The sequence below is a fragment of the Erwinia amylovora genome (assembly GCF_017161565.1).
GTDB lineage: Bacteria > Pseudomonadota > Gammaproteobacteria > Enterobacterales > Enterobacteriaceae > Erwinia > Erwinia amylovora.
On sequence record NZ_CP066796.1, the window covers coordinates 2,226,716 to 2,246,811 of the forward strand.

18 protein-coding genes and 2 tRNA genes are annotated in these 20,096 nt (G+C 49.5%); 13 read left to right on the forward strand and 7 right to left on the reverse strand.

Features of this window, described 5'->3' with window-relative positions; genetic code table 11:
* Window positions 1-42 precede the first annotated feature (42 nt).
* The gene (locus JGC47_RS10365) at window positions 43-483 is read left to right on the forward strand and encodes a hypothetical protein (protein WP_223386145.1); all 441 of its coding nucleotides are present in this window, start codon (window positions 43-45) and stop codon (window positions 481-483) included.
* A gap of 367 nt (window positions 484-850) precedes the next feature.
* On the opposite strand, the gene JGC47_RS10370 is transcribed toward JGC47_RS10365, so the two are convergent.
* From JGC47_RS10370 to nac, 3 genes are all read right to left on the reverse strand, one after another.
* Entirely contained in the window at window positions 851-1,450 is a 600-nt protein-coding gene (locus JGC47_RS10370) for a LysE family translocator (protein ID WP_033477689.1), read from the reverse strand.
* 260 nt (window positions 1,451-1,710) lie between these two features.
* Window positions 1,711-2,667, reverse strand: a complete 957-nt coding sequence (cbl, locus tag JGC47_RS10375) for an HTH-type transcriptional regulator Cbl (protein ID WP_004158209.1) — start codon at window positions 2,665-2,667, stop codon at window positions 1,711-1,713.
* A gap of 136 nt (window positions 2,668-2,803) precedes the next feature.
* Window positions 2,804-3,721: a nitrogen assimilation transcriptional regulator NAC gene (nac, locus tag JGC47_RS10380; protein ID WP_004158211.1), complete on the reverse strand. Its 918-nt coding sequence runs from the start codon at window positions 3,719-3,721 to the stop codon at window positions 2,804-2,806.
* Between the two features lie 569 nt (window positions 3,722-4,290).
* Here nac and JGC47_RS10385 point away from each other — a divergent pair.
* Window positions 4,291-4,366 (forward strand) — tRNA-Asn (locus JGC47_RS10385).
* A 274-nt stretch (window positions 4,367-4,640) separates the two neighbouring features.
* Here JGC47_RS10385 and JGC47_RS10390 read toward each other — a convergent pair.
* The gene (locus JGC47_RS10390; RefSeq protein ID WP_004158218.1) at window positions 4,641-5,516 is read right to left on the reverse strand and encodes a hypothetical protein; all 876 of its coding nucleotides are present in this window, start codon (window positions 5,514-5,516) and stop codon (window positions 4,641-4,643) included.
* Window positions 5,506-7,191, reverse strand: coding sequence for an AAA family ATPase (locus JGC47_RS10395; RefSeq protein WP_004158219.1), 1,686 nt, complete (start codon window positions 7,189-7,191; stop codon window positions 5,506-5,508). Before JGC47_RS10395 ends, JGC47_RS10390 begins: the two co-directional genes overlap by 11 nt.
* 864 nt (window positions 7,192-8,055) lie before the next feature.
* Here JGC47_RS10395 and JGC47_RS10400 point away from each other — a divergent pair.
* From JGC47_RS10400 to JGC47_RS10420, 5 genes are all read left to right on the forward strand, one after another.
* Window positions 8,056-8,529, forward strand: coding sequence for a V-type ATP synthase subunit E family protein (locus tag JGC47_RS10400; RefSeq protein ID WP_004158221.1), 474 nt, complete (start codon window positions 8,056-8,058; stop codon window positions 8,527-8,529).
* A gap of 30 nt (window positions 8,530-8,559) precedes the next feature.
* Entirely contained in the window at window positions 8,560-8,739 is a 180-nt protein-coding gene (locus JGC47_RS10405; RefSeq protein WP_004158223.1) for a hypothetical protein, read from the forward strand.
* 4 nt (window positions 8,740-8,743) lie between these two features.
* Window positions 8,744-9,403 (forward strand): DUF421 domain-containing protein, encoded by a 660-nt coding sequence (locus JGC47_RS10410; RefSeq protein ID WP_013036102.1) that lies wholly within the window; start codon window positions 8,744-8,746, stop codon window positions 9,401-9,403.
* Window positions 9,404-9,904: 501 nt separating this feature from the next.
* Complete coding sequence (locus JGC47_RS10415) at window positions 9,905-11,362, forward strand: AMP nucleosidase (RefSeq protein WP_004158226.1); 1,458 nt, start codon at window positions 9,905-9,907, stop codon at window positions 11,360-11,362.
* A gap of 205 nt (window positions 11,363-11,567) precedes the next feature.
* Window positions 11,568-12,623, forward strand: coding sequence for a 2,3-butanediol dehydrogenase (locus JGC47_RS10420; RefSeq protein WP_004158227.1), 1,056 nt, complete (start codon window positions 11,568-11,570; stop codon window positions 12,621-12,623).
* 64 nt (window positions 12,624-12,687) lie between these two features.
* Here JGC47_RS10420 and JGC47_RS10425 read toward each other — a convergent pair whose 3' ends face one another.
* Window positions 12,688-14,619, reverse strand: a complete 1,932-nt coding sequence (locus tag JGC47_RS10425) for a sigma-54-dependent Fis family transcriptional regulator (RefSeq protein ID WP_004158228.1) — start codon at window positions 14,617-14,619, stop codon at window positions 12,688-12,690.
* 664 nt (window positions 14,620-15,283) lie between these two features.
* On the opposite strand from JGC47_RS10425, the gene JGC47_RS10430 reads away from it, so the two are divergent.
* Window positions 15,284-15,359, forward strand: a tRNA-Asn gene (locus JGC47_RS10430).
* 206 nt (window positions 15,360-15,565) lie between these two features.
* On the opposite strand, the gene JGC47_RS10435 is transcribed toward JGC47_RS10430, so the two are convergent.
* Entirely contained in the window at window positions 15,566-16,039 is a 474-nt protein-coding gene (locus JGC47_RS10435; RefSeq protein WP_004162418.1) for an Lrp/AsnC family transcriptional regulator, read from the reverse strand.
* A 123-nt stretch (window positions 16,040-16,162) separates the two neighbouring features.
* On the opposite strand from JGC47_RS10435, the gene JGC47_RS10440 reads away from it, so the two are divergent.
* The 5 genes from JGC47_RS10440 to JGC47_RS10460 all read left to right on the forward strand — a co-directional run bounded on the left by JGC47_RS10440 (window position 16,163) and on the right by JGC47_RS10460 (window position 20,093).
* On the forward strand, window positions 16,163-16,558 hold the full coding sequence (locus JGC47_RS10440; protein WP_004158234.1) for a Dabb family protein: 396 nt from the start codon (window positions 16,163-16,165) through the stop codon (window positions 16,556-16,558).
* Window positions 16,559-16,582: 24 nt separating this feature from the next.
* The gene (locus tag JGC47_RS10445; protein ID WP_004158235.1) at window positions 16,583-17,005 is read left to right on the forward strand and encodes a DUF2000 domain-containing protein; all 423 of its coding nucleotides are present in this window, start codon (window positions 16,583-16,585) and stop codon (window positions 17,003-17,005) included.
* 103 nt (window positions 17,006-17,108) lie between these two features.
* On the forward strand, window positions 17,109-18,518 hold the full coding sequence (locus JGC47_RS10450) for a phenylacetate--CoA ligase family protein (RefSeq protein WP_004164435.1): 1,410 nt from the start codon (window positions 17,109-17,111) through the stop codon (window positions 18,516-18,518).
* A complete protein-coding gene (locus JGC47_RS10455; protein ID WP_004158238.1) occupies window positions 18,518-19,486 on the forward strand; it encodes a branched-chain amino acid transaminase in 969 nt (322 codons plus the stop codon). The genes JGC47_RS10450 and JGC47_RS10455 overlap by 1 nt, the downstream gene beginning before the upstream one ends.
* 25 nt (window positions 19,487-19,511) lie before the next feature.
* A complete protein-coding gene (locus tag JGC47_RS10460; RefSeq protein WP_004158240.1) occupies window positions 19,512-20,093 on the forward strand; it encodes a hypothetical protein in 582 nt (193 codons plus the stop codon).
* Window positions 20,094-20,096 lie beyond the last annotated feature (3 nt).

Consider the following 20,096-nt stretch of genomic DNA (forward strand, 5'->3'; position numbering starts at 1 on the left):
TGTACATTGCGGATCACCACTTTCAGCTCGCCCATCAGTACCATGCGTTCATCAGCCGCTGAAGCAGAACCCCGGACATCTGGTGCGGATAGCACTTGCCAATGCTGTGCATGTCCGCAAGCATCAGCGGCGAAAAAGCACAACGGCTTCGGCTTCGTCCACCGCCCGCAACATGATGCCGTGGATCGCTACCGGCTCAACCACCTGCTGCGTCAGCGTGATCGCCGCATTAAGCGACCCGGCGGCGCATTACGCGAAATAAGCCACTTTATTACCACGAAACCGCCACAGCTGCACGGGCGCCAATGCAGTGACATCCCTGGCGGCAGCAGGCACGCTGAAGCGAATATCGCGCTACAGACTGTCGATAAACAGATCCGCGCCAATGAGGGTGAAACTATCGCCCGCGCCGGGATTAGCGCTGGCGTAACCCGTCGAACAGCCCCCAGTTTATCAGGCACCCGCCTGCTCCGGTCGGCGTAATTTGGCTGAACGCCACACCCCGTATGCGTTGAAAGTAATGTTGTGGATGACCACGTCCCGGGCGTGGCGGTCATTGCTGGCGCTTACAGCAGCGCCAGCAGTGATCGTATTGATTGACTGCGCTTTTTTTTAGTCATGCTGAAATTATGCCTGCACAAGGAAAATAAAATGCCTGAAAGCCAGACAAACTAATGTTGCGCGGTTATTTCGCCGCTTTATTTTCAGTCAGGCTGGATGAATAACCCGATCGTTATGATAGAAATATCCGTATGCCCACCGGGAACGGCGTGCAGGTTTGCACCAGCTCAGGAGTTTAACGACCGGGAAGAGGTAAGGTTTAAGCCGGCAGGGTGCAGAGAAATAAAGGTTAGTGAAACAGGCTGAACAGAGAAAAGAAAATCAGCATTATTCCGCCAGCAATATTGACGTATTTTTTTAGCATCAATGAATTGGCTTTTCTCGCTGAGAAAACCAGCGCATAACTAATGCCAACAAGCCAGACGGTCATCACCATAATGTGTACGGAGGCGAGCAGCAGATAATGTGCCATTCCGCCGTCGCTGCCGGCAAATTGTGTCACCACCGTCAGATAAAACATAATGGCTTTAGGGTTCAGTACATTAGCCAACCACGCGCCCTGCAGCGTGACGGCTACCGCGCTGGCAGACTCTGTGTTATGGGCTTTGCAGCCACTGAGGATCAGCTGACTACCCAGCCAGAGAAGCCAGGCGATGCTGACAATTTTCAGTAAGCCATACGCTGCCGGAGAAGAGACCAGCACCGCTGTCATACCGAAACCAATCAGCAGCGCGTGCGTGTATATGCCTAAAGCCGTTCCGGCCAGCGTGTTGAGCAGCCCGCGCGGCCCGCGCGCCAGCGCACTGTTCATCATCAGCGTAAAACTCGCGCCGGGGGAGAGCGCGACGGGTAACAGTGCAGGAATAAAACCAACTAAATTGAGATCCATATGGCTAAAATTTAAATGAGGAGCACTGAAATCACCAGCGCCCACCACAAAAATCAGTCCACTTCCCGTTGCGGTTTGGTCAAATGTTACCGGCATGTCCTGCATTCAGCCTGCCGCCCAGCCCGTTGACTTTGTCAGCTCAGGCTGTTGTAAGGAACGCTTTATTCTGCGGGTCCTCTTCTGTTTCGCAACCTGAGCCTTCACGCCGTAAAGCTTGATATCGCCGAAGGAGTGAACCCTGACGGCGTGCACCAGCGTGCTCAGATCTGAAAATCGATTGCTGGCTCTTCTTCATTGACTGACAGCGCCTGCCGCTTAATTTCCTCCAGAGAGAGGTTAGCGTTGCATAGCTCAAGGAACTGCCAGACATAGTTGCGCTGCAGCTGACCTCGCTTCAGCCCCAGCCAGACGGTGTTGGTTTCAAAAAGGTGGCTGGCATCAAGGCGGTGCAGCGACGAATGTGGCTCCAGCTGACAAGCCTGATCCGCCAGAATGCCTACCCCTAACCCCAGTTCAACATAAGTCTTCACCACGTCAGAGTCCTGAGCGCTGAGCACGATATCTGCCTGCAGGCTGGCGTCCTGAAAGGCGCGGTCAACTCTGGAGCGTCCGGTTACCCCCTGGCGGTAGGTAATCAGCGGGTAGCGGCTGAGTGCGGCCAGCGAAACCGGCTGCTGCTGCTGCAGCTCATGACCTTGCGGCACCAGCAGCGCGTGATGCCAGCTAAACCACGGGAATGCGGCCAGTGCCGGATTATTCACCAGCTGCTCGCTGGCAATGCCGACATCTGCCTCGCCCGTCATCAGCATCGAGACAATTTCCTGCGGTGACCCCTGATTCAGTTCAAGCCGTACATTAGGATAGAGCACGCGAAAAGCCTTAATCACCTTCGGTAAGCTGTAGCGCGCCTGCGTGTGGGTGGTGGCGATGGTCAATACGCCGCTGGATTCGTTAGTGAACACATCGGCCAAACGTCTGACCTTACCCGCCTCATCGAGAATACGCTCGGCGATGGTCAACAGCGCCTTGCCCGGTTCAGTCATGCCCAACAAACGTTTACCACGACGGATAAAGATCTCTATGCCCAGTTCATCTTCCAGATCGCGAATATGGCGGCTGACGCCAGACTGGGAGGTAAACAGCGTATTAGCCACTTCGGTGAGGTTAAATTCGCAGCGGGCGGCTTCCCGGATGATTTTAAGTTGCTGGAAATTCACGCGATTCACTCCGTCTGTTGTCTGCTGGTTTACAACATGTTAGGGATGCGAATCGATAGCAACAAATAATAAAAAAAGGTTTTATATGTTTTTTAGTGATAAGGCGCACGCTGGTACGCCTGGCCTGAAAGAGGAATTAGCTGACCAGCTGCAGCTCGCGATCTTCTGCCTTCGGCTTGTTCAGCAAGTCTAACAGGATACTTTTCACCGCCTGGGCGGAGGGTGACAGCGGCAGTTTAGCGGAATAATTCAGTGACAGCGGCAGATTAAGCGTTGGGTTTGTGATGCGCGCCATCCAGGCATGCGTTGAGCTGGCCAGCTTATGCGCGGCAGATTCGAGCATAACCGAAACGCCCATCCCGCTGGAGATAGCGGCAGTCAGGGTGGCAGTGGATTCAATTTCTCCGATGATGCGAGCTTTCAAACGATACAGTGCGAAGGCTTCATCAACGCGCTTACGCACCGCGCTGTGGTCTTGCGGCAGAAACATCGCCATCTCTGCCACGTCAGCCAGGTCAATGCTTTGCCCCGGGCAAGGGCCGGTGCCCACCAGACAGAGTTCTTCTTTCATCAATGGAATACTGGTAATGCCAGCCGTTGGCGCCCGATCGTACAGCATCGCCATGTCAAGCTGCCCATTCATCACTTTTTCGTTTAGTGACGCCCCGCTGCTCTCATGCAGATACACCACAACATCCGGGAACTGTTCACTAACGGTTTGCAGCAGGGGCAAGGTCAGTGATGCCGCCGCCGATCCCGGCGCAAAACCCACGGATACCTGCCCGGCCATCGCCTGTCCGGCATTGATCACCGCCGTTTGAGCTTGTTCACACTGACGCAAAATGATCCGTGCGTGTGTATAAAGGATTTTGCCCGCTTCGGTTGGCGTCACACCGCGCTTGGTGCGGATCAGCAGCTGCTGATCAAGTTCGTTTTCCAGGGTCGCTACCTGCTGGCTGAGAGCAGGTTGGGCAATATGCAGGACTTCAGCGGCCTGAGTCAGGCTGCCGGTATCGACAATATTAATGAAATACTTCAGTCGTTTTAAATTCATGGTGCCCCCCGTCGCGTATCCACACATGCCAGTGGTGCCGGCGTTTATAATAAGTTTTCATTCTGACTCAGGGGTAATGCAATTGACGTGCCAGAAAAGTATGGCGTGCATGGATATGAAAAATATGCGGCCTGACAGAAGGAGAAATAAGAGAATCTGATAGCCTGCTACATCCAGCCGGGTATGAACGCACGCACTGCGTTTTAGCGATTGCTCGTTAATGGTGCACAAGGTGCGATTGGGCTGTGCGGTACAGGCTCATCACAGGCTAATGTAATCTGACCTGGTGCGTTTTGCGGATGCGGTACATATCGATGGAGACCGCAGCGGTGATAATCATACTGTTAATAAGGTCTTCCCTGTGCGCATCTGCGCCTGTCAAGGTGAAACCTCTCGCGTTCGGCCCGGGTATTCATGCACCAGTCAGGTGAAAGCTGATGCATATCTGGCTGCCAGCTTAACCCCCGCAGTAACAGCATGCTGCTTTTATCAGCAAACGCACCGCGCAGCAGAAATAGTCCTTTGACATTCAGCCGCCGCACCGTTAACATGCGCCCCGTTCAGACAATTCCTCTGTAGTTCAGTCGGTAGAACGGCGGACTGTTAATCCGTATGTCACTGGTTCGAGTCCAGTCAGAGGAGCCAAATTTAGAAAAGCAGATGCTGCAAGGCATCTGCTTTTTGCTTTGGTTGATTGGTTCGTTCAAGCATTACGCCTACCCACTTCTGCTAAGTAACATCAAGAGGTACTTTCACTGGATGCAGCTGATAGCTCCCTGATACTGAGCGTTAGCCCTGAGTTTTGAGGCAAACAGGAACCTCATGAAATGGCAAATCTTTTAACGAAACATAATGCAGCCTGAAAACATCAAACAGATATAAATGATTATTCAAGAGACGACCTCCGCAAATAAGCAAACTACAAGTTATCTGGTAGTTCAGCATTATTTAAATAATCCAGAAATTCTGCAGACTCCAACACAGAACGATAATAGATTGCTCCCCACGAATTAAAGGATTTTTGCTCCTCCTGGCGGAGGCAAATACGTGCTATTTTTCCGGCACTTAAAGGCTCTTCATCGTCTCGTTCTTCGGAAACCATGCGCAGCAAATGCAGATGCTTCTGTTCGCAGAAAGTTCTGAAACGTGATACCCAGTCCAAACCTGCTAAATGGTTTTTAGCTAAAATCCTGCATTCAGCACTGATATTCTCTCTGATGATTATTTTGAAATCAGAAGGAGCATTAAAAGGAGGAGTTATCTCAACCTTGAACAAACATTGATCAATTATATCGAAATAAGGATGAAAGAAAGCCTTACCCCCACTCTCCGACTGATATGTTGTGGATTTTTCCTCCTGACAACGGCTACACATTGGGGTCAAATTTGCCAGACAAATGGCTAATTCAGGGAAAACATCTTTAGGCAGATAATGATCCAGCGTTCCGGGTGAACCGTCTTCACCACAGGTCGGGCAATATAGAAGCTTATGTTTTCTCCGCATAGCGTCTAATATTTCATATGGTTTTTTATTTCTTTTCGCTGCATAAAGATTTTGCAAGGTCAATTTCCTTGCTGCTGCTTCAGTAATGTCACTTGTGAAATTAATCAATTCGAGTGGCTTAACGATATTCGGATCGCCGCCGCAATTAATATACAATGCATATTGCGCAATAATGTGTTGATATATAAGATTATAAAATTTTTTATATGGCCGGTATGCGCTTCTCTGCAAAAAAACGTTTTTCCATACTTCAATTGAATCCTCTGAAGGTAGATTTATTTTAGAGACCATTTTTCTTTCCTAACCTCATGATTTTCATAATCATCTCTTCGTTTACCTGCCCCTGCAGCATTTCAATCAGCTGTTCAGGCTCGTGTATTTTAACCATTTCTTTTAGCCAAATATCAAATGGTTTAGATTCTGATTTATCTCCAAAGACGTAAGTAGAAATCCTCTGCATATTTCCACCAAATGTTTCAAAGGGTGGCTTAACAATATCCAATCCATACCCTTCATCCCGGAATATATGAACGCAATTGGATGGGACTTCTCGAACAATGGCTAAGGAATGAGTCGCAAGTATCGCTTTAGATTTGAATGGCTTAAGTGTCTTTTTAAGTAAAGATATAAATTCAATTTCAAGATTTGGATGCAAGAATAACTCGGGTTCGTCTATCACCACTAAACTATTTTCGCGAATGGCTCCAACTACATTGATCACAATGAATGTGAAGAGACTTTGACCCGAGCTAAGATCAATCAGTTTATTATTCTTTACAAAAAATACTCCAGCCTGGAATATGCAGTATTCGTCTAAAACACTGGATTTTATATTTACCGCCAGCTTCGGGTGTAATATCAAATAAAATTCATCTTTGATTTCAATTATATCTTCAGCAGGGAGCTGACTATGTTCACCTCCCCGAACTTTCACTGCTATGTGGTCATATTTCAGTTCAGTTTTTAATGATGTATCTACCGATGAGAATTTACTTACCCACCAGGAATTTTTACTATTATTTTTATCCTGGTAAATACAATCTATAATAGATTTAGCAGCGTCTTCTTTTGGTAAATTTCGACTTATACCGACCGTTTTGTTTTTCCTTTCCTTCCTGAAACCAAAGTACTTATAGGCATCCGTGTCAATTAAATTATCCTTCTTACTTAAAGCCAGAATAAAGTCTTCGAAAGGGCTATAAGAAATTAATATCAGCCTTCTTATATTAGGTCTTACATCAAAGGGGGTATGTTTGATCTTCTCTAATATTTTTAGATCCCCGCTGCCTATTTGCAACCAGTATTCTACAAGAGACTTTAAACTAAATGACTTTCCTATTCCGTTTGGACCAATCAACACGTTTATATCATAGGGTAATAATTCCGATTCAAAATTTAATGAGATAGTTCTCACCTCTCTATTTTCAGTTAGCAGATTTAATTTAAAATTATTGATTTCTTGTTCATTACCATCCAATATCCGCCAACCATCCTGATAAGATTTATTCGCACCACTCTCTCTAAGTAAAGAGTTGTTAAAACCTTCTGTTTGTGACAATTCGATTGCTTTATGATCGTTTAAAATATTGATCACATAGCCTGCATCTCTGATATCGCTAAGGAAGGATTTAGTTATGTTATCTTTCGATCTGGAGTGCGTAATTTTGTAAAAATCGATATCTGAAACGACTGAGATATAATTTTCTCCGGGAATAGGAAAAATGCCATCCCAACCTTCCTTGCACAACTTATCGAGGTGACTGGCTGTATATGAAATGTTTTCAATCAAGATTTTAAGCTGGAAATTTAAGCTGATTTCTCCATTTATGTATAATGCAGCATTCAGCGTTGTTTTATAACTATAATCGTCCCAGTTATTACCACTGAGTGAAAGATAATCTTTTTCTTTATTAATCAAAGGAGCAGAAGATACCCATGATCTTCCAGGCGTGTAGACAGCTTTCATTAGACCAACGATCCTTGCTGCGAAATTAAAAAAAAATACTCACCCGTCCTTAAGGAGTGTGAGACCCAGTGCGCACACATCAAAAAATATGATGTTTACTATATAGTTAAAAGTCAATATATTTTTGATGAATAGCCAGGCGCACTAACTCTGCCTGTTTGATATTATTCACCTTCAAGATCGAATCAAGTTACGCACAATCAACACCAAAACCCAGGGGTTGCCTTATAGCGACGACATTTTTCACCCTGTCCGCTTCAATTACATATCAGGTTGCGGTACTATTTTTTTTGCAATTGATTTATTTATATCAGCTGTTTAAATGAATGACTCTTTGACGTTGGCTTAATGTTAGCCTGCCAACCTGTACAGTTACCGCTTTTATGGCACAAAGGCCGGTGAGCGTTTTAAACGTTTCAGAATAGGTAGACATAATTTCACTTATCTATATAGCTGATAAAAATAGAATATTTTCATTAATGCTTGTCTAAAACGGCTCAGTAAAGACCGATCGTTGAAAAAATTATCAGCACGTTGTTTATACTGCGAATTTATTGAATTTTTCAATCACCCTATCGATAGTTGGTTTGATTAGGCGACAGAATATTTGATGTCATGGTGTTTCTAAGACCACATGACATTTTAGCATCTGCTGACAGCCATATATTCCACTTCATGTTGTCTTAAAAAATACTTGACGCACAGAAATAAATTACTATATTCATGACTATAGGATGCTTCCTACTAATGCAGAAACCTACATTCTGATGGCCTTTGCACCACATTTTCCAGGCTCGCCAGCCCTGAGTCACTTCTGTATCAAAATATTTTGCGTTCAACATGATAAATCCAAAAGGAAAATGCATGAAATTATGGAATAAAACCCTCCTTGCCTCTGCTATTTGTCTGCTTATCTCAGGCTGCGATGATGCATCAAAGGTAGATGCAAACCTCGATAAAGCAAAGGACAATGCCGCACAAATCAAAGATGCTGCTGCAGATAAAGCCAGCGCACTAGAAAAAGATGTGGACAAGCATATTGACGCTATTAAGCAGGAAGCATCAACCCAGGCGCAGCAGCTAACCGATAAGGCTAAAGCGATCAAAGCTGAAGCAGACAGTAAGGCAGCCTCTCTGTCAGACGAGGCCCGGAACAAAGCCGAAGCCATCAAGGCTGATGCAAAACAGCAAAGCGACCGGATCGTAGAGCAGGCAGGTCAGATTAAGGATAATGCCATCGCCGGTGCTAATACTCTGGCCTCAGACGCAGCCGGGCAGGCAAAGGAAATCAAAGACAGTATTCAGCCCAAACAGGTTGACAGCCCCCAACAACAATAATTGCCAATAATGGCTGATAAGGAGCCGGGAATGGGAATGTTATCCTGGGTTATCCCCGGCTTTTCTGGCGTAATAGCCGGCGGCTGGGATAGCATCCCGTTCAGATTGGCTAAGGCTGGTGGGTTCAATTTTAGCAATATGGTGGTTGCCATCATTGTCTCAACCGTCATTTTAAGGGGGCTGTATGCCCCCTTTTTCTTGCAAGGATAAAAATATGATTTACTATGCGATTGTTCTGACCAAATTTATAATCGGCTTTGTTGTAGTTATTTCGCATCTTAATTTTTCCGGTAAGACTCAACTCTCTCAAATGACTCCGGTTGATTTCATTGGCAACTTTGTTCTTGGTGGCATAATAGGCGGTGTTATTTATAGTGATGCTATCCCTATGCATCAGTATATTTTGGTTCTTCTGATCGGAGTAAGCCTGATATCCCTGCTAAACTGGGTAAGTAAGCATATCTGGTTTTTCCGCTCCTTTACCATTGGCGAGCCAATACCCATTATCAAAAATGGTAAGTTTCTGATGGACAACATTTTAAAAAGAAAAAACAAAATTGATATATTGAATGTTGCATCACAACTTCACTCACAGGGAGTTCACTCTTTCCAGGAGATCCGCTATGCGCAAATTGAACCAAGCGGCTCGCTTTCAGTCGTCTGTGAAGGAGGAAAAATGCCTTCCATCATATTAATGAAAGATGGAACCCCCAGATTTTCGGAATTAAACGGCATCGAGAAAGATGAAGACTGGCTTAACAGCAAGCTTGAGAGAATAGCCGTTAAACGTGATGACGTTTTTATTGCTGAATTTTGGGATGGCAAGCTGACATTCATACTGAAAAATGGTGATGTTAAGCGTGACGTAGAGTGAATAACCCGCCCGGCTTAGGTTAAATGCGGCAGAGCTGTACAGCCCGCGACGGCAAGAATGCGCGGGCTGATTGTTTTCTGTCTGGTAGTTTAGATAAATGTCGGCTCAAAGCGTAAATGTGAAATGAAAGCCGTCCGGCAGTTCGGCAGTTCGGCAGTTCGACAGCATGACGCAGTTTGCCACCCGCCCCCCCGACTTCGCGTGCCCGTGTTAAAAGCTTCAGATCACGCCATGCGTTATTTATTGCGTTCACCTCCCGTCCGACTATGTATGCGCCAGCGCTCCAGCCCCGTTTTTTTTCTGACTCAATGTGAGCAGTGCGGCTGATAATGTGCAATCGCGTATTGTCACTATAACGCTTTCACTTTCAGGTTTGTGAGGTTTGATACTGATCAAGTTTAAACACCGCTGGACGTTTCCGTCAGTATCACCGACGCTAACCTTTATCACCATCTTGAGTTAGTCTGTGCAACAGCCCCGTAAACCATGTAAGGAGTTTTCATGACTCAACCCGAAGTGCGATCCCTGACGGTCAACGAGGCGCTCGATGCCCTTGAAAGCCAGTACCACTCGGCGGTAGATGCCCTGCGAACTGCCATCACCGCTTTTATCGCCGACGGCAGCCTGCCGGACCCGGCCCAGCGCGCCGCCGGGCTGTTTGTTTATCCGCAGCTTCGCGTTAAATGGAACGGTAGCGCACCGTCGCAGCGCCTCACCCGTGCGTTTGGCCGCTTTACCCGTGCAGGCTGCTACAGCACCACCATTACCCGCCCGTCGCTGTTGCGTCACTATCTGAGTGAACAGCTCAATATGCTGAGCGGCGAATATCCGATTGAGATCGCGGTGCTACCGTCACAACAGGAGATCCCCTTCCCGTACGTGATTGATGGCTCCGATCTCATGCTGGATCGCAGCATGAGCGCCGGTATCGCCAGGCACTTCCCAACCACCGAACTGTCGCAAATTGGCGATGAAAACGCTGACGGGCTGCTACCAGCGGGAGAAACCTTCCCGCTGTCGCACTTCGATGCGCTGCGCACGGATTTCTCGCTGGCGCGTCTGCGCCATTACACCGGTACCCCGGTTGAGGATTTTCAGCCCTATGTGCTGTTCACCAACTACACGCGCTATGTCGATGAGTTTGTCTTGTGGGCCTGTGCGCAAATTGCTGACCCCGCTTCGCCATACCAGACGCTCTCTTGCGCGGGCGGCATCAGCATTACCCGCGACACGTTACATCCCGAAAAGGCGGTGTCCGATCTGGCGTGGAAAAAGCATCAGATGCCCGCATGGCACCTGACCGCCCGCAATGGTCAGGGCATCACGTTAGTCAATATTGGCGTAGGTCCATCGAATGCCAAAACTATCTGTGACCATCTGGCGGTACTACGTCCGCATGCCTGGCTGATGATTGGTCACTGCGGTGGCCTGCGCGAAAGTCAAACCATCGGCGACTATGTGCTGGCACATGCTTACCTGCGCGATGATCATGTACTGGATGCGGTTCTGCCGCCGGATATCCCGATCCCGAGTATTGCGGAGGTTCAGCGCGCGCTGTACGACGCCACCAAAGAGGTGAGCGGCATGCCGGGTGAAGAGGTGAAGCAGCGGCTGCGTACTGGTACGGTGGTGACCACTGATGACCGAAACTGGGAGCTACGCTACAGTGCTTCAGCACTGCGTTTTAATCTCAGTCGTGCGGTAGCGGTGGATATGGAAAGCGCTACTATTGCCGCCCAGGGTTACCGCTTCCGCGTCCCTTATGGCACGCTGCTTTGTGTCTCAGACAAGCCGTTACACGGCGAGATCAAGCTGCCGGGCCAGGCAAATCGTTTCTATGAAGGGGCCATTTCCGAACACCTGCAAATTGGCATTCGCGCCATCGATCTGTTGCGCGCGGAAGGAGATCGCCTGCACTCGCGCAAACTGCGCACCTTTGATGAGCCGCCATTCCGTTAATATCCTCTGTGACACCTGTCACTGTTACAGGTGTCACAAACTGCATCATTTTCGCGCTCTCACTGTTACGGATATCCTTATTTACCCCTGACAATCCACTTCCCGATTGTGGCACGCTTTTCGCATTAACCTGCCAGAGCGCCCGCGCCGGTCACTGCCACGGTGACAATGGGCAGGCAATTAACCAATCTCAAGGGAAAAGAAGATGAAAGCAGCTCGTTGGCATAAAGCCCATGACATTCGGATTGAAGATATTGAAGAACCCCTGGTCAGCGCTGGCAAGGTAAAAATTAAAGTCGCCTGGACGGGCATCTGCGGCAGCGATCTGCATGAATATCTCGCTGGCCCGATCTTTGCACCTGTCGGTAAGCCGCACAAACTCAGTCATGACGTTGCCCCGATTGTGATGGGCCACGAGTTCTCCGGCAAGGTTGTCGCGGTGGGCAACGGTGTGACTAAAGTGAAAGTGGGTGACCGCGTGGTGGTTGAGCCTGTCCTCTCCTGCCGTACCTGTGAAGCCTGTCGCGAAGGGAAATATAATCTGTGCGCGGATCTCGGTTTTCATGGACTGTCCGGCGGCGGCGGTGGGTTTTCCTCCTTTACCGTGGTCGAAGAACATATGGTGCATCCCATGCCAGAGGGACTTTCGTATGAGCAAGGGGCGCTGGTCGAACCGGCAGCCGTGGCGTTGCACGCGGTACGGATGAGCAAGCTGAAGGCCGGAGATAAAGCGGCGGTTTTTGGCGCGGGACCGATTGGCCTGCTCATGATTGAAGCCTTGCGTGCAGCAGGTGCATCAGAGATTTACGTGGTCGAGCTGTCGCCGCAGCGGGCAGAAAAAGCGCGCGAGCTGGGAGCCAATGTGGTTATCGATCCCAGCCAGCAGGACGCGGTGGCTACCATTCGTGAACGGAGCAAAGGCGGGGTAGATGTTGCTTTCGAGGTGACCGGCGTACCGGTGGTGCTGAAGCAATGTATCGACAGTTCGCGTTACGAAGGCGAAACAATCATCGTTTCCATCTGGGAAGGCGAGGCTTCGTTCCACCCCAATACAGTGGTGCTGGCAGAGCGTAACGTAAAAGGTATCATTGCCTATCGGCATATTTTCCCGGCGGTGATGGAGCTAATGACCCAGGGATATTTCCAGGCAGAAAAGCTGGTGACAAAGCGCATCGATCTCGCGGACCTGGTGACTGAGGGATTTGAAACGCTGGTGAAAGAAAAAAACCAGGTGAAAATACTGGTTCGTCCACCACAATAATCACCTCGTTATTGTCGCCTGGGTAGGCTAAGCGCCTGCGCCACCGACCCAGGCGCTGGCAGCTTTATTGTGGTTGTGGAGAAGTAATGCCAAAGCGCTGCATACGGCGATACAGCGTCATGCGGCTGATCCCCATCTGACGTGCGGCAGCGCTGTGGTTCCAGCGGGCGGCACGCAGATGCTGGATAATCCGCAACGCATCTTGCGACAGCTCGGGTTGTTCGCAGAGGCTGTGCGGCAAAAGCGCCGGTTCCCCGACATTGTCAGGCAGATCGACAACCTCGATACGCCCGCGTTCACACATGGCTGTGGCGTAGGCCAGCACGTTACTCAGTTCGCGCAGATTGCCGGGCCAGGCGTGCTGATGCAGGCGCTGCCGAGCTGCCGGAGAAAGCTGCACCTGCGCATCAAGCATATTGCCTATCAGCCAGTCAAGATCGCTACGCCGACGCAGCGGCGGCAACGATATTTGCGCCCCCTGTAAACGATAGAACAGGTCGGCACGGAAACGCCCCTGCTCGACCAGACGTTCAAGCGCGTGATGAGAAGCAGAAATGACCCGAATATTGACCGCAACAGGACGTGATGCTCCTACCGGCAGCACTTCCTGTTCAGCCAGTACCCGCAACAGGCGTGTCTGCATCGTCAGCGGCATATCACCGATTTCATCAAGAAACAGCGTGCCACCGTCAGCCTCCTGAATCAGGCCACGCCGCCCCTTGCTGCCCGCACCGGAGAAACTGCCCGGCAGATGGCCAAACAGCTCGCTTTCAATCAGTTCCGCCGGGATTGCAGCGCAGTTGACGGCAATGAACGGCCGGTTGCCGCGCTCGCCCGACTGATGAAACGCTTTAGCAAAGTACTCTTTCCCGCTGCCGGTTTCACCGTGCACCAGCAAATGTAAACGTGTATTTAACAAACGTGCTGCGCGCTGCAGTTGCTGCTGCAAATCCGCATCGCCGCCGCACAATGCTGCCAGCGGGGCGGGCAAGCTTCGCGCTGCCGCGGACGTCTGCTGTCCGCCCCGACCGTCCGGCTGCCGTGCACTGGCATGGAGGACCGATCCGCTACTGCACAAAACCAGCGTCCTCTGGCTGGCGTTGGCAGCGGACAGCCACTGGGGCAAATTATCGATGGAGGTGCTGAACAGCTGGTCGATCGGTGTGCCCAGCAGGGTGCTGCGCCCGTGGTAAATAGAAGGACAGTCGGCGAGTTCCTGCTCCAGCATGCGGCGGGCGCGCGGGTTGAAGCCGGTTACCCGCCCGGCAGTGTCAAAAGCAATCTGGAAATCCGCGCAAACCTCGTCGAAAGGATAGGATGGGCTAAGCTTCAGCACCCAGTCAGCACGATGGCAATGCATCAGCCAGGCATTTTCAATCTGTTGCGCGGCCAGTTGGGCAAGCTGTAACGCCAGCTGCTGGCTGGACTTTGGCTGTGGGGAGGACAGGGCGGAGATATCCAGTACCGCAATAAGCTGGCCCCTGGAGTCAAACAGCGGCACGGCGCTACAGGTCAGTGCAATATGCATTGCGTCGAAGTGATCCCCGCGATGCACGGTTAGCGCCCTGCCCGTCGACAGCGCAGTACCAACCGCACAGGTCCCCATAAAGGCTTCGGACCACTGAGCTCCAGGGAACAGTCCGGCACGGCGCAGTCCGTTATCCCCCGTATCATCACCGAGAAAATCTACCACTACCCCTTGCGCGTCGGTCAGCAGCACCACATAGCCAGCCGGAACAATTTGCTGATAAAGCGCTTTTAAAACATGACGGGCGATGCAGCGAAACTCTTCAATACGTTGACGATGTTCACGAAGTTGCGCCCACGGCAAAATATGCGCTTCCTGCATCCGACTCGGTTCAAGCCTGTGTAACTCGACACAGCGCAACCAGGAGTCGCGGATTGCCTGATCATACTGACGCAATGCCACAGACGGCGGTCTGCCGTCAATACTGGCTACCACGGTGGCAATATGTTCGCGTTGGCTCTGGTTCACGGGGCTTTCTCCTGTGGGCAACGGGGAGGACATGATTTATTTCGGCGCAAACAGGACACGCTGATTATAAATCACTTGCCTGATTTTGCTAAAAACCGGGTCACAGCATCTGCGTTTTTACTTCAGAGGGACGATCGTCAGAACACCTGCGAACAATGCCGTTTCGGGTTCCCTTAGCTGGGCAACCTGCCGTTGGCCTGTTAAAGCCCGCGAGACAACGCCGATAATTCACTACCAACCAAAGCAGCCAGATCGGGGTGAGAAATCATGTTAACGGGGCACGATCCTGTCGGCTTCCCTCATCAGGCGCTACGCTGTCGTGCTGGGCGTAACCGGTTGCGCCTGAAGCGGGCGTGTGGCACAGCTGCGGATGGTCAGAGCAAAAATGATGGCAATAACAACCAGCACAGCACACAGCAGCGGAAAAGAAATCAGTTTTTTCATTATGTTAGCTTAATTATGGCTCAGTACTATTATCATACAATTGTTGATGGCAAAACTGAACCGTTTGCAGGCACCCAAACGCCCGTCACCGGGGGCGGTGGGCAGCTAAGCCCCATTCCGCACAGCAGGTGCTGATTTATTCAGCAGTTAATCCCGATGAACGAAAACAGGCTTTGACATCCTCAGGAACGCTGTATATGATGCGCCCCGTTACGACAATTCCTCTGTAGTTCAGTCGGTAGAACGGCGGACTGTTAATCCGTATGTCACTGGTTCGAGTCCAGTCAGAGGAGCCAGATTAAAAAAGCCCGCTCGGGGAAACCTGAGCGGGCTTTTTACTTTCAACGTTTGGCTACATCCCGGTTTGCTAAATATAGAAAGCCACCGTGTTTCTGAAGCCTCCCGTGTATAACTGCTGACCCTGCTTCTGAGCGTTCAGTAGCATGTTATCAACGCCGGTGACGGTTGCGTATTATCTCTTTTAAGACGGGTTATGTGACATTCACTCAGCCCTCTTCTTAAGTGGGTAGGTCACCAGAGGCTTGATTTCCTTAAGTACAAACATACTTTGCATCTCTTTGATCCCCGGTAACCTGCGCACCACAGCCATGGCAAATTCGGCGTAGGAGTCCAGATCGGACGCCACTACCTGCAACAGAAAGTCGGCATCGCCACCCACGCTGTAACAGGCAACCACATCTTCCAGGGCTGTCACCTCCTGCTCGAACTTTTTAGCATCAGCTTCGCTGTGGCTGTCAATCGCTACCCGGATAAAGACCATCACGCCCAGGCCTATTTTTTTTCGGTTGAGCACGGCACGGTAGCCCTGGATGACCCCCTCTTCTTCCAGCTTACGCACCTTACGCCAGCAGGGCGATGCCGACATTCCTATCTTCTCTGCTAACTCCTGGTTAGTTACGCGAGCATCGGCTTGCAGGTGTTTGAGAATTTTCATTTCTGTCGGACCAAGTGCCATACCGGTAAATTCCTTTCTTTTTCGCGGCAAAAACAGGAAATTATTTCCAGATAACATTTTGTTATCACCCAATATAGGTAACAATTTCCCTTAAAGCCACTGCATAATACATTTAATCACTTAATGATTCTTCGCAAGCAGCATGAGGAGAAAGCGACCCCCGTGTTAATGCATATTGTACTGTTTACATTGAAAAAAGAACTTGACTGGACCTCTGAAGAGGTAATCGATGCCGAGAGAGCGACCCATGCACACCCAAATTTTATTGATGAAATCAAGGGTTGGGCCTGTGGCAGGAATACCACGCAACGTGAGATCGCAGCTGATTTTATGGTGATGGGCCTTTTTGAAAGCCGTGACGATCTTAACGCCTATCTGATTCATCCTGACCACCAGGCCGGCGTAAAAAAATGGCAAGCCATCGCAGACTGGAAAGTCGTTGATATTGAGCTTAACAGCCATTCTACGCTAAACAGGGGTTTGCTTGCGCGACTAAATGAACTCACTGCCGTTTGCTAAAAAGACGCTTATAAAGGACTGAAGATGAAGTTTGAAGCCAGCCAGCATCGCTGCACGATTGTAATTGACAGAGATCTCCCAGCCGGCCTTGCGATAAATGCAGCCAGCGTCATCGGCATTAGTTTTGGTCGCACGGTTGGAAATCTTGTCGGCCCTGATATGCAAAGTCAGGATGCAGTGAATTATCCGGGAGTGATTTACAGCCCCCTTCCCGTCCTGCTCGCAACGGGAGATTATATTCATCAGCTGCTAAATAATGCTGAAAGCGATGACGAAATTTACGTTATGCCCTTTAGCGCATTAGCCCAGTCGTGCAAGAATTATGATGAGTACGGAGAGCGAATTTCTTCGGTAAACAGTAATAACATTGAATTAGTGGCAATAGGGTTGATCGGCCCAAAAAAGAAAATCACCAAAATGACAGGGAACCTGCCACTTTATAAATAGTGTTAAAGCAAACCATCCCGGTAAGTCAGCAGCAGATATGCTGCTGACTGTATCTGAGTATTCAAATCTTAACGTTCAACACTTCTCTATAGAGGCTGGCAAGATGTACGCGATTTTTAAAGATGGTATAATTGAGAAGGCAAAGGAAACTTATAATCAACACCTGAAATTTGAAGCAGGAGAAATTAGCTTAAAACAACTTCATACCCTGCAAGAAAATGCACTCAGAGAGAATATTAAATACGTAGTAAATAACTCTCCCTTTTATCGTGAACGTTTACAGGGTTTAACGGCAGCTGACATTGATACCCTGACGACCGCAAAAATAAGCTCTCTGCCTTTCACCACCAAGGATGATCTGAGAAGCCACGGTGCATCATTAGCCTCTGCTCCCCTGCATCAAAGCTGGATTTACTGTGAAACAACCGGCACAACGGGAAATCCCACACCCTGTCCGCGTAATGAGGTCGATTCAATTCACAATAATACGCCGCTGATAATTCATTACCGGGATATATTTGCACAGCACGGTGAAAATCATATCGTGGGGGTAATGGGGCCAAGCGAGCTGCACTCAACCGGCGACACGTTCGAAGATGTCTTTCGCAGCATGGGCCACAGCGTGGTCAAGATGTGGCCGCGTTCGCCTGTCGTTGGCATGAAACGTGTCTTGGCATTGATCAACGAATTACGCATTACCGCCCTGGTCTGCACCCCCGCCGTGGCTATTTCCGTGGCGCGCTTTATCAAAGATTCCGGTCAGGATCCGGCCACTACCAGCGTAAGGTTAATTCTCACCGTAGGTGAGCTGACCACTCCGGCGCTGTTAAGGAACATTGGTGATGTATGGGGCGCGCATGTTTACAGCTGTATGTACGCCTCACAGGAGTCATCCATTCTTGCGGTCTGCGCCAGCGACAGTCATCTTTACACCATCCCGTTAAACAATTACTACGAAATTATCGATCCTGTCAGTGGTAAGGGTTACGACATCACTAAAGGTCAGGTGACCGGTGAGCTTGTTATTACCCATCTTTATCAGGGTCAGAAACCTCTTATTCGCTACCGCACTGGCGATATGGTTCGCTCAACTTATATGCCTGACGGCAGTCAAAAAATTGTTCCCATTGGGCGCGTGCGTGATGTACTTACCCTCAACGGTACAGCTTACTGTGCATGGGATTTAGAGGCAGCGCTTCTTGAGCATCTGAACGGCTGTCTGGACTATGCCATTCAGATTGACAGAAAAGACCATGCCGATGTCCTCAACATTACGGTCGAGATGTTCAACAAAGATGCCGACGTCGCCCCGGTCCTTAGTAAGGTTAAGGCCCATCTGAAGCAAAAGATTGCCGGCGTTGAAATCAGTCTCGTCATTGGCGAAACCAGCGGTGTGACTGGCACTTCGGCTATGGTGAGCTGGAAAGCAGCCCGTATTCATGATTTGCGGCCCGCTGCCGACAACAGCGATCGAGAAGCGGCTCTGGCGTTGATCAACCGGGGATTTAAATAATGAAGCAGGACGTCCCCAACAAAACCAGTCAGTCAGCACCGGCCCACCATTGCTGGAGCTACCTCAATGGCGAGTTCGTTGAGGCCAGTGCCGCCCTACTGCCTGTCACAACACAGGCGTTTAATTATGGAACCGCAGTATTCGAGGGGATCCGTGGTTATACCAGCGTTATTGATGGGCAAGTCAACGTCTTTCGGCTGGATGACCATCTCACCCGACTTTGCCAGTCAGCCTCGCTGCTGTTAATTGATGACCTGCCTGAACACCAGGCATTGAAAGAGTTAGTGCTGACGCTCCTGAAGCGTAACGAAGCCAGTAATGACTGTTACATCAGGCCGATTGCGTATAAACGCCATCTTCTGCCGGGTAGTGGTTTCGGCGTGAAGCTTTCAGGCGTCAGCAGCGGACTGTCAGTCAACAGTCTGGATATGCAAGCCTATGTTAAGCAGGACGGTATTGCCTGTACCCTCTCTGCCTGGCGTCGTGTTGCCGACAGCTCGATACCTGTCAGAGCCAAAATCACCGGCAGTTACGTTAACTCAGCACTGGCAATGGAAGCAGCACACCGCGGGGGATATGACGATGCCATTATGCTTAACCAGCACGGCTACGTTGCTGAAGCGACCACATCTAATGTCTTTATAGTCAAGAGCGGAAAGCTGATCACCCCGCCGGTGACTGCACATATTTTGCAAGGCATCACGCGCGACACGGTTATAACGCTTGCCTCAGATTTCCTTGGTCTGGAAGTGATTGAGCGCGACATATTACCCTCGGAGTTATTAACGGCTGATGAATGTTTCCTGACGGGTACTGGCGTCGAAATATCCCCTGTAGCCCGGATTGATCATCACCGGCTTCACAGCATGGACTCGCAGAGTATATCCCTTTCGCTGAAAGAACTTTATGAGAAAGCGGTTCGCGGGGAATTGAACGCCTTTAACCACTGGCTGACGCGTATTTGTTAAGTTAAATAGTCTATTTAGGTGAGAAATGAGCTACCATTTCATGAATATAGGGCTGGACCGTGCGGTGGATTTTCCAGTCCACACATTAGGTCCGGCCGGAACAAGCAGTGAATATGCTTCGCAGTTTTTCAATGACTGGATGAATGAAAACTACGAGAAATGCCCGCGCGAAATTCATCTCAATGACTCCTACGAGTGCGCAAGAGAGAATATTAAAGATGAAAAGGGTTTATTGATCGTCGCTAATGCGTACCCGAATATCAATGAATTTTACATGGATACCAAGTTAAAGCTGCTGGCAACGTTTTTTTATGACACTCCGCTTTATGGTTTAGTCGCTAATAAAACCCTACCTGACCGGCCATTATATATTGCTTCGCACCCGGCGCCCATCCCGTTAATAGAAGAGTTATTACCTGCGGGGATATCTGTCGAACGGATAGTAAAAATGTCATCTACCAGTGCGGCTGCACACGCTGTGGCCATCGGTGAAGTGGATATCGCTTTAACAACGGAAGTGGCCGCCCGAATACACAACCTTGACTTTGTTTCACCTACGCGCCCCATCCATATGCTCTGGTCGGTGTTTGCTTCTCATATTCGATAATTC

What these genes read in the sequence shown, in the direction of transcription:
- JGC47_RS10400 (WP_004158221.1), top strand. Translation starts at nt 8,056, where the DNA reads ATGAAATTATGGAATAAAACCCTCCTTGCCTCTGCTATTTGTCTGCTT.
- JGC47_RS10460 (WP_004158240.1), top strand. Translation starts at nt 19,512, where the DNA reads ATGAGCTACCATTTCATGAATATAGGGCTGGACCGTGCGGTGGATTTT.
- JGC47_RS10390 (WP_004158218.1), bottom strand. Translation starts at nt 5,516, where the DNA reads ATGGTCTCTAAAATAAATCTACCTTCAGAGGATTCAATTGAAGTATGG.
- JGC47_RS10370 (WP_033477689.1), bottom strand. Translation starts at nt 1,450, where the DNA reads ATGGATCTCAATTTAGTTGGTTTTATTCCTGCACTGTTACCCGTCGCG.
- nac (WP_004158211.1), bottom strand. Translation starts at nt 3,721, where the DNA reads ATGAATTTAAAACGACTGAAGTATTTCATTAATATTGTCGATACCGGC.
- JGC47_RS10455 (WP_004158238.1), top strand. Translation starts at nt 18,518, where the DNA reads ATGAAGCAGGACGTCCCCAACAAAACCAGTCAGTCAGCACCGGCCCAC.
- JGC47_RS10410 (WP_013036102.1), top strand. Translation starts at nt 8,744, where the DNA reads ATGATTTACTATGCGATTGTTCTGACCAAATTTATAATCGGCTTTGTT.
- JGC47_RS10415 (WP_004158226.1), top strand. Translation starts at nt 9,905, where the DNA reads ATGACTCAACCCGAAGTGCGATCCCTGACGGTCAACGAGGCGCTCGAT.
- JGC47_RS10405 (WP_004158223.1), top strand. Translation starts at nt 8,560, where the DNA reads ATGGGAATGTTATCCTGGGTTATCCCCGGCTTTTCTGGCGTAATAGCC.
- JGC47_RS10395 (WP_004158219.1), bottom strand. Translation starts at nt 7,191, where the DNA reads ATGAAAGCTGTCTACACGCCTGGAAGATCATGGGTATCTTCTGCTCCT.
- JGC47_RS10435 (WP_004162418.1), bottom strand. Translation starts at nt 16,039, where the DNA reads ATGGCACTTGGTCCGACAGAAATGAAAATTCTCAAACACCTGCAAGCC.
- JGC47_RS10420 (WP_004158227.1), top strand. Translation starts at nt 11,568, where the DNA reads ATGAAAGCAGCTCGTTGGCATAAAGCCCATGACATTCGGATTGAAGAT.
- JGC47_RS10365 (WP_223386145.1), top strand. Translation starts at nt 43, where the DNA reads ATGCGTTCATCAGCCGCTGAAGCAGAACCCCGGACATCTGGTGCGGAT.
- JGC47_RS10445 (WP_004158235.1), top strand. Translation starts at nt 16,583, where the DNA reads ATGAAGTTTGAAGCCAGCCAGCATCGCTGCACGATTGTAATTGACAGA.
- JGC47_RS10450 (WP_004164435.1), top strand. Translation starts at nt 17,109, where the DNA reads ATGTACGCGATTTTTAAAGATGGTATAATTGAGAAGGCAAAGGAAACT.
- JGC47_RS10440 (WP_004158234.1), top strand. Translation starts at nt 16,163, where the DNA reads ATGATTCTTCGCAAGCAGCATGAGGAGAAAGCGACCCCCGTGTTAATG.